At 72.1% G+C, this 7,952-nt stretch carries 8 protein-coding genes; 6 read left to right on the top strand and 2 right to left on the bottom strand.

The features are described from left to right. The first annotated feature begins 405 nt into the window (after nucleotides 1-405). The 3 genes from ACFSJS_RS21520 (at nucleotide 406) to ACFSJS_RS21510 (ending at nucleotide 2,486) form a co-directional block, all read left to right on the top strand. The gene (locus tag ACFSJS_RS21520) at nucleotides 406-666 is read left to right on the top strand and encodes a hypothetical protein (RefSeq protein ID WP_380902881.1); all 261 of its coding nucleotides are present in this window, start codon (nucleotides 406-408) and stop codon (nucleotides 664-666) included. Nucleotides 667-1,256: 590 nt separating this feature from the next. Then, entirely contained in the window at nucleotides 1,257-1,685 is a 429-nt protein-coding gene (locus ACFSJS_RS21515) for a hypothetical protein (protein WP_380902879.1), read from the top strand. Nucleotides 1,686-2,111: 426 nt separating this feature from the next. After that, nucleotides 2,112-2,486 (top strand): hypothetical protein, encoded by a 375-nt coding sequence (locus tag ACFSJS_RS21510; RefSeq protein WP_380902877.1) that lies wholly within the window; start codon nucleotides 2,112-2,114, stop codon nucleotides 2,484-2,486. A gap of 190 nt (nucleotides 2,487-2,676) precedes the next feature. Here the strand turns inward: ACFSJS_RS21510 and ACFSJS_RS21505 are convergent, their stop codons facing one another. Continuing rightward, nucleotides 2,677-2,811: a hypothetical protein gene (locus ACFSJS_RS21505; RefSeq protein WP_380902875.1), complete on the bottom strand. Its 135-nt coding sequence runs from the start codon at nucleotides 2,809-2,811 to the stop codon at nucleotides 2,677-2,679. A gap of 156 nt (nucleotides 2,812-2,967) precedes the next feature. Here ACFSJS_RS21505 and ACFSJS_RS21500 point away from each other — a divergent pair, with 156 nt between their 5' ends. Continuing rightward, nucleotides 2,968-3,483 (top strand): hypothetical protein, encoded by a 516-nt coding sequence (locus tag ACFSJS_RS21500; RefSeq protein ID WP_380902873.1) that lies wholly within the window; start codon nucleotides 2,968-2,970, stop codon nucleotides 3,481-3,483. Between the two features lie 316 nt (nucleotides 3,484-3,799). Next, the gene (gene panD / locus ACFSJS_RS21495; RefSeq protein WP_380902871.1) at nucleotides 3,800-4,216 is read left to right on the top strand and encodes an aspartate 1-decarboxylase; all 417 of its coding nucleotides are present in this window, start codon (nucleotides 3,800-3,802) and stop codon (nucleotides 4,214-4,216) included. Nucleotides 4,217-4,371: 155 nt separating this feature from the next. Here panD and ACFSJS_RS21490 read toward each other — a convergent pair whose 3' ends face one another. Next, the gene (locus ACFSJS_RS21490) at nucleotides 4,372-5,592 is read right to left on the bottom strand and encodes a trypsin-like serine peptidase (protein ID WP_380902870.1); all 1,221 of its coding nucleotides are present in this window, start codon (nucleotides 5,590-5,592) and stop codon (nucleotides 4,372-4,374) included. 267 nt (nucleotides 5,593-5,859) lie between these two features. On the opposite strand from ACFSJS_RS21490, the gene ACFSJS_RS21485 reads away from it, so the two are divergent. Continuing rightward, nucleotides 5,860-7,935: an IucA/IucC family protein gene (locus tag ACFSJS_RS21485; protein ID WP_380902868.1), complete on the top strand. Its 2,076-nt coding sequence runs from the start codon at nucleotides 5,860-5,862 to the stop codon at nucleotides 7,933-7,935. Nucleotides 7,936-7,952: the final 17 nt, after the last annotated feature.

The raw sequence follows: 7,952 nt of genomic DNA, 5'->3' as shown, positions 1-7,952 counted from the left end.
AGTGATGCTCTTCTGTTCGCGGAGGGAACGGTGCTCGGGATCGATGGTGCCGGCCGCTTCAGCGGTCTGTGGATGAAACCCGAGTTCACCGGTTGATCCGGAACGGTCGTGCACGGCGGTTTCCTCTCCTGCCGGGGGAGGAAGCCGCGTTCCGTTGAGTGGTCGTCCCTCGGCGGGGGCGGGGTCCCCGGGCGGGCCGGTGGCCGACGTGATGGGTGATGTGAGGGTGAGGATCGTGTCGGGGGCCGTACGGGAAGACGGGCCTTCCGCGGTGGCGCGGGCGGAGGCGGCCCTGCGCTCCCTCGGCGTGCCGAACGCCGTTTCGCCGGCGCGAGGTCGAGGGGGGGCAGCTGGTTCGCCGACTGGAGCGGTGGCGTCTCCGGCTCCGACGTGTACATCGGGTTGATGGGAGGGTCGACGGCCGCGCCGTCGGTGCGCCTGCTCCTCGACGACTGGGTGTTCGAGGACGTGGCCGGCATGGATGTCGGGGAATTGCTCTCGGGCGCCTTCTCCGGTCGGGCGACCACCACGAAACGGCATTCCTTCCCGTTCTCCTCCGCGGGGGTCCTGGAACATGCCGTCGGAGGCGTCCGCTACTCCGCCACGCGACGCCTCGGCCCGAACGGGGAACCGCAGCCCTGGGAACGCCCTCTGATCGCCGGGTGAAACCGGACCCTGCCTTCTGCGTGGGACGTGGAACCGTCTGGTGGCGGCGGAGAGGACGGGGGTCGGGGGGCCTTGATCGGGCCTCGCCCACTCTGCGGCCGCGACGTGTTCGTACCGCGTGCGACCTTGTTTCCCCGCCGATGCCCCGAGGCCGCGGAAGCGGATCCGGTCGACGGCGCCGGCGCCCCCGTCGACCGGGGCGACTTCGGCTTCGACGGGAAACGCCGGCTTATGACCAAGGGGGCGGCGCTGAGGGAAGCGCGGGTACCGTGCCGCACGGTCGTTCCAAGCGCACCCCGACGAAGCGGATGTCGGTCAGCAAGAGGACCAGGGGGTTCTATGCGCCGGGGAAGGCCGGACCTCCAGCGGACCGGCCAGGGGCGTATCGGGGGATGTCCTGCCAACCGGTGGTACCACAGCAGGACTGGGAGTAAGAAGCACTGCAGCATGAAGCGAAGTCCCTGGAAGTTCGGCAGAGACGGGGGCTTCGGTTCGCGCGCCGGGGTCGGTGAAGGCAGGCCAAGCTCTTGGTGCCGGGTGGCCGACCACCCCTCGGCTGCCCGGTTACGCAGGTGCGGAACGGAAGAAATATGACAAGCTACACATCTTCCAGGGAAAGTGATCTGGAAATTCTTCTTTCATTCGTCGGACGTCACCTCGGGGAAGCAGGGGCGATCGCGACCGTCGATCTCTACGCGGACCAGGGAATGGCAAGCGGAGAAGCAAGGTGTCTCTTCGAGGAGCTGAAGCGGAAAATCCTGTCCAGTGGCGGCAAGGGGAGAAAGAGGGAAGACCCTCTGATGGGAGTCGTGCTGGATCTGAGCAGCGAGGAGGGGATCCGGCGGTTCTCCCTGCTCGGGTTCCGCACGATAGGATGCGAGGCATTCGTAGGGAATGACCTCGTCTTCGCTTCCGTGGAGAATGAGCGAACTATATGGCTGGACTTCCCGGAGGGTGTTGTTTCCGAACTGGAGTCGAGTGCCAGGAGGTCTGGGGCGAGTGGATTGATGCGCCGTTGATTCCGCAACTTCTGCCTGCAGTCTCCGAAGCGGGCTGGAGTCGTCTCCAACGTGACGCAGACCCTGTGCGGTCGGAATGGCGGGAAATTTCCATTCCGTCCAGGTGTTCCGTTTTCCTCTGCCCGTCCGCCGGCTGCCGGTTCCGGCTTGTGCCGATCGGGCTGTAGCGTGCCCTGCCCTATGTCTGCACAGCACCGCTCAACGGCGACAGGGCTCATACCTTCCTCGCAGGGCGGAAGAGCCGATGGCGCTAGGATCTCCACGGTGGGGCGCACGGTGGAGTCCGGACACCTCGCACAAGGTTCACCAGTCGAGGAGCCCTCATCGCCCGGACGGTCGGGTAATGCGCAGAGCAAGGCTCACCCGATGTGCCGGCGGAGCACCGGAAGGGCGCGGCGGCATGTGCGACGGAAAGGTGGTCGGATCGTGGTGAAATTCTCCGGCATGAGCCCGTGGGAGGCTGGGAGTGAAATAACATCCTGCGTCAGTGAGGAGGCCGGGTATATAGACCTCCACAACTGGTCCGACTTGGTCGACCTTGAGGAGTCCGATTCCGAGGACGGCGGAAGGGATTTCGCTCTCGTCTTCCGTGATCTGCGGGAGGGAAGAATTTTCCGGCTGGCGTTCCACGGGGTTGCGTGTCTGGATTTGACGGAATCCCGGCCTTCCGTCCCGGAGGACGCAGGGGTCTTTCACGCCTTCGACTACTTGGGTGACGGGAAGTTCGAGTTCGAAGCGGAGAGGGCTTCCGGGAGGCTGACGGCCTCGGCGGTCAGCCTCCTCCTCGAACCGAGGAGCTGAGCCCACCGACGAGGGAGCCGGGCATTCCTCCGACGGGAGAAGCCCGGCTCCGCCGTCACCGACGTCATCATCGGTGACGGGCTCGAGGATTTGGTCACGCTGTCCGTGGACGCCGACGGCGACGGACGGTCCAGGCAGATCACCGCCGCGGCCGGCCGGTACTCGTCCACAACTGCGCTCGCCGGGTCCCCTAGAAGAGGGGCTGGAAGGACCTGCGCACGCCCACGACGTCGGGCCGAAGGCAGCGGCCGTCGTCGCTGCCCAGCGCGACGCCCGCCGGGGCGGGCGTCGCCGGTACCGTGTCGTGTGCTCGTTGAACAGCCACGTCCCCGTGGACTACTTCAACAAGCGCGGGCGGGTATCGCACACCCGTCACCGCAACCGGTGACGAAGCGTGCCGAGGAATGCCCGGCCGGTTCAGGCGGCCGGGCATCGCAGTGGGCACCGCTTGTGCGGAAGCACTGGGAAAGAAGGGGAGCCGATGGGCGTTTCCGAAGCGTTGAACAGCCTCGTAGCCGCACTGACCGAGCATGCGGAGGTGATGTCCGAGCGGGACGTCCCGCCGGAGCGGGCCGTCGACGTCATCGAAAGGGTGCGGGCCGCCGCAGCGCGTTACTCGGACGAGACATTCGAGTCGTCGGGTTGGGGCAGTCCGTTCTCCGACGTGTTCGAAGAAGGTGACGCGGACGCCGAGAGCGGTGTCGCGGAAGTGCCGGACGGAGCGGAACGCATCAGCATCACGGGCCGCTGGGACTTCGTGGTGTCCGACCGGGAGGCATGGATCGCATACGTCAACAAGCGGCTGGAAGAGGTCGGCGCCTCCGACTGCGCCCCCGGATTGGGCGGCGCGGCCCAGACCGCACACGAGCTCCTGACGCACGGTGACCCCTTCGGGGTCTACACGTCGCACGGGCTGGCCGAAGGCGGCAAGGACTGGTGCATCGAGCAGGTCTCGAAGACCCTTTCGGAGATGACGGACGAGGAGCGGTACGCGTGACCCGCCTCTCCCTCCGGGCTGCTGACGTGAACCGTCCGGGCCGGCCGGCTCCGAGCCCGCAGGGGCCGGCCGCGGGATCGACGGGGGAGCGGAGCAGCGCGGGGAGACCGCGGTGCGCGGGCGCTTCCCCACCGCCACGCCGCGCAGGCCCCCGCACCCGCCGGCGGCGCAGCGCCCCACACCACCGGGAGCCCTCCGGCCGGACGTGATCCGGGTCACCTCCGGCCGGGCGGCCGGGGAGCGCGGCCGTACGATGGGCGGGACGGCGCGCATCCCCGGTGAGGAGCGCGACCCTTCGCGACGAGGAGACGGCATCGTGCTGCGCACCATGTTCAAGTCGAAGATCCACCGGGCCACGGTCACCGAGGCGGACCTCCACTACGTGGGGTCCGTCACGGTCGACGCCGATCTGATGGAGGCCGCGGACCTGCTGCCCGGCGAACTGGTCCACATCGTCGACATCACCAACGGCGCCCGGCTGGAGACGTACGTCATCGAGGGGCGGCGCGGCTCCGGGGTGATCGGGATCAACGGTGCCGCCGCGCACCTCGTCCACCCCGGTGACCTGGTGATCCTCATCAGCTACGCGCAGATGGAGGACGCCGAGGCACGCGCCTTCACGCCGAGGGTGGTGCACGTCGACGCGGACAACCGCATCGTGGAGCTGGGCGCCGACCCGTCCGAGCCGGTCCCCGGCAGCGACACCCGGCGCAGCCCCATGGCGCTGGTCTGAGGGCTCCGGCGGCAGCCGGCCGCCGCGGACGAACGGGCGAGGGCCTCTTCCCTCCCGGAACCGGGAGGGAAGAGGCCCTCGCAGCAGCGATGCCCCGCCCCGGCCGTGTGCGCCTGCGCCGCGCGGCCGGGACGGGGCGGTGTTCTCGGCGGTTCTCAGCGCCCGCCGGCGTACTTGCCGCTGACGGCCTTCAGGACGTCCTCGGCCTCGTCCCCGAGCCGCGGGCCGGCCAGCCAGGTGTGGTCCAGGGTGCCGATGGAGGTGACCGAGACCAGCACGGACCCGCCCGAGGGCCCCTGGGCGAACCAGCCGCCGCCGGAGGAGCCGCCGGTCATGGTGCAGCCGATGCGGTACATCGTGGACTCCGAGGGGCCGAGCGTCAGCCGTCCGGGCCGGTCGGTGCAGGTGTGCATGGTCAGCCCGTCGAACGGCGGGGCCGCGGGGTAGCCGTGGGCGGTGACGGAGGGGAGCGAGGAGACCGCCGGCGTGCCGAAGTCGACCTCCACCGCGGCGCCGACCGTCTCCTCCAGGGACGCGCCGCCCTCCTCCTCGGGCTCCACGTGCAGCACGGCGAAGTCCTGCGAGGCACCGGCCCCGCCGGTCTCGGCGCCGTTGGCTATCCAGTGGTCGGTGGTCTGCGTCCAGGTCGCCCAGTACACGCCGTGCGGGGCGACCTCCTCGCGGGAGGCCCTCTCCAGCTCGGCGGCGCCCAGCGCGGCGTCGTTGTAGGAGGGGACGAAGACGATGTTGCGGAACCAGCCGCCGTTCTTCCCGGCGTGGACGCAGTGGCCGGCGGTGGCGACGAGGTTGGACCTGCCCGGGTTGTTCGGGTCCTTCACGACGGTGCCGGAGCAGACCATGGCCCCCTTGGGAGTGTCCATGAAGACCTTCCCCACCGCCGGGGCGCTCTCCCGGTAGGGGGCCTCGACCGGCTGGGCCCTGCGCGGCCTCGGCTCGGGGTCGGTGACGCCCTCGTCCCCCGCGCCGCCGCTGCCGTCGTCGACGGCGCCGTCGTCGACCCGGCGGTCGTTCTCCTCGGCATCCTTCATCCGGCCGGGGTCCCACAGGCCCTCGATGACCGGGTTGACGAAGTCCTTGGCCTCGCGCAGCCAGCGGTCCCTGTCCCAGTTCCGCCACTCCCCGTTCTTCCACTTCTCGGGGTCGAAGTCCTTCAGCGCTGCGGGCAGTTCGTCCGGCAGCCGGATGTCGCCCAGGTCGATGCCGCCGGGGGCGCTCCCGGTCGGGGCGGAGGCACTGGGCCGGGCACCGGTGTCGCCCCCGCCGTCCTCGGGGCCGCACGCGGCGGTGGTGACGGCCAGGGCCGCGGCCAGCGCTGCGGCGGCCAGCGCGGACCGCCTCCTGCTCACAGATGACATGGACGGACATCCCCCCGAGACAGCTCTTCGCCTACTGACGTGTCATGAACCCCGCAGAGCAGGACGGCCCCACTATGCCGGTGCTGCTGGGGACGGCGAGCGGCGGGTCCCCGGTTCCGGGCCCGGTGGGCCGAGGATCTCCGGCCGCGGCCGTGATCAGCGAGGGGTCGCGTCGTTGGTCCGTGCGGGAGCACGGCGCGCGCCGTGCCCGCGGAAACCGGACGGCCACCGCGCGGACGCGGTGCCCTCACCCCAGGGAGACTTTCCGTGAACGCATCCACCGGCCCGGACGGGAGGACGACGCAGGAGAGGGTGCGGGCCGAAGGGCCGCCCGCCCGGCCGGCAGGGGCTCCCGCCCCCTCCGGAACCGGGTCCTGCGCGGTCCCCGCGGCGCCCGACTCCGCCGCCGTCCCCCGGCAGCCGCGCCGCGACGGAGCGGAGGCGGCGGCGGGGCGCACGTCGGCCCCCGCCGCCGGTCCGGCCGACGCCGACCCGCTGGAGGACCCGGATCCGGTACGCGCGGCCGACGCCGCCGCCTGCGAGAACCTGCTGCGCTGCTGGGTGCGGGAGAACGGGCTGCCGCGCCCGCCCGCGGACGCGGACGGCGGAGCGCGGGCCGGGGAGGAACGGGACGGCGAGGGCGGCGCGGCCGTGCTCCGCATCCCCCTGGAGACCGGCGGCCTGGTGCTGCGGGTGCCGGTCCGCCACTGGTCCGCCACCGGCTGGCACCGCTTCGGCCCGGTCGTCCCGGAGGGAACCGCCGGCGGCCCGGCCGCCGCACCGCTGGACGCCGTGACCCTCGCCGCCCTGCTGGCCAGGGAGGCCGCGCACCGCGGTGCCCCGGCCACCGGGACGCCCGGCGCCCCGGGCGGGACCGCCGAACTGGTCGGCCGGGTCGCCGACTCGGTGCGCCGCACCGCCGTCTTCCTCGCCGCGCGCAGGGCCCGCCCCGAGGCCCCGCCCGGAGTCGACCCCTTCCTGGACGGGGAGCAGTCCCTGGTCCTGGGGCACCCGCTGCATCCCACCCCCAAGAGCCGCGAGGGACTGACCGACGCCGAGGCGCGCGCGTACTCCCCGGAGCTGCGCGGCTCCTTCCCCCTGCACTGGATGGCCGCGGACCCCTCCGTCCTGGCCGCCGACTCCGCCTGGACGGCGCGCGGCCGGACCGTCCCGGCCCAGCGGATCACCGCCGAACTGGCCGGGGAGGGGCCGGGGGCCCCGGAGGGGACGGTGCTCCTGCCGCTCCACCCCTGGCAGGCCCGCGAGGTGCGGCACCGGCCCGCCGTCGCCGCGCTGCTGGAGGCGGGGCTGCTCCACGACCTCGGTCCGCACGGCGAGCCCTGGCACCCCACGTCCTCCCTGCGCACCGTCCACCGGCCCGGGGTGCCCGCCATGCTCAAGCTCTCGCTCGGCCTGCGGATCACCAACTCCCGCCGCGAGAACCTCCGCAAGGAACTGCACCGGGGCGTGGAGGTGCACCGGCTGCTCCGCACCGGACTGGGGCAGCGGTGGCGGGCCGCCTTCCCCGGGCGCCCCGGCTTCGACATCGTGCGCGACCCGGCCTGGCTCGCCGTCACCGACGGCCGCGGGGACCCCGTCGCGGGGCTGGAGACCGTGATCCGGCACAACCCCTTCGGCCCCGGCGACGACGCCGTCTGCCTGGCCGGGCTCACCTCGCCCCGGCCCTGGCCGGGCGCCCCGGACGGCCCGCTGCGCTCGCGGCTGGCCGACGCCGTCACCCGCCTCGCGGGCCGCACCGGACGGCCGGTGCCCGCCGTCGCCGCCGAGTGGTTCCTGCGCTACCTCCACACCGTCGTGCGCCCGGTGCTGTGGCTGGACGCCGAGGCGGGCGTGGCGCTGGAGGCCCACCAGCAGAACACGGTGGTCCTGCTCGACGGGGAGGGCTGGCCGGTGGGCGGCCGCTACCGCGACAACCAGGGCTACTACTTCCGCGAGTCGCGCCGCGACGACCTCGACGGGCGGCTGCCGGGCATCGGAACGCACAGCGACACCTTCGTGGCCGACGCGGTCGTGGACGAGCGCTTCGCCTACTACCTGGGCGTCAACAACGTGCTGGGACTGATCGGGGCGTTCGGGTCCCAGGGGCTGGCCGACGAGCGGCTGCTGCTCGCGGCCTTCCGCCGGTTCCTCACCGAGGCCGAGCGCGGTGCCGACCGGGCGGGCGGCGGACGGTCGCCGCTGCCCGCCCTGCTGCTGTGGTCCCCGGTGCTGCGCTGCAAGGCCAACCTCCTGACCCGGCTGCACGGCCTGGACGAGCTGGTCGGACCGGTGGACACCCAGTCCGTCTACGTCACCGTCGCCAACCCGCTGGTGAAGCGGTGAAAGGCCCGGGCGGTGCC

This window comes from Streptomyces desertarenae (assembly GCF_042681365.1).
Classification (GTDB): Bacteria; Actinomycetota; Actinomycetes; order Streptomycetales; family Streptomycetaceae; genus Streptomyces; species Streptomyces desertarenae.
The sequence above is the reverse complement of the archived record's forward strand: the minus strand, read 5'-3'. Positions and strand labels throughout refer to the sequence as shown.

Bases quoted from the DNA above. Each gene is read 5' to 3' on its own strand.
- ACFSJS_RS21500 (WP_380902873.1), top strand. From the start codon at position 2,968: ATGGGCGTTTCCGAAGCGTTGAACAGCCTCGTAGCCGCACTGACCGAG.
- ACFSJS_RS21520 (WP_380902881.1), top strand. From the start codon at position 406: ATGGGAGGGTCGACGGCCGCGCCGTCGGTGCGCCTGCTCCTCGACGAC.
- ACFSJS_RS21490 (WP_380902870.1), bottom strand. From the start codon at position 5,592: ATGTCATCTGTGAGCAGGAGGCGGTCCGCGCTGGCCGCCGCAGCGCTG.
- ACFSJS_RS21515 (WP_380902879.1), top strand. From the start codon at position 1,257: ATGACAAGCTACACATCTTCCAGGGAAAGTGATCTGGAAATTCTTCTT.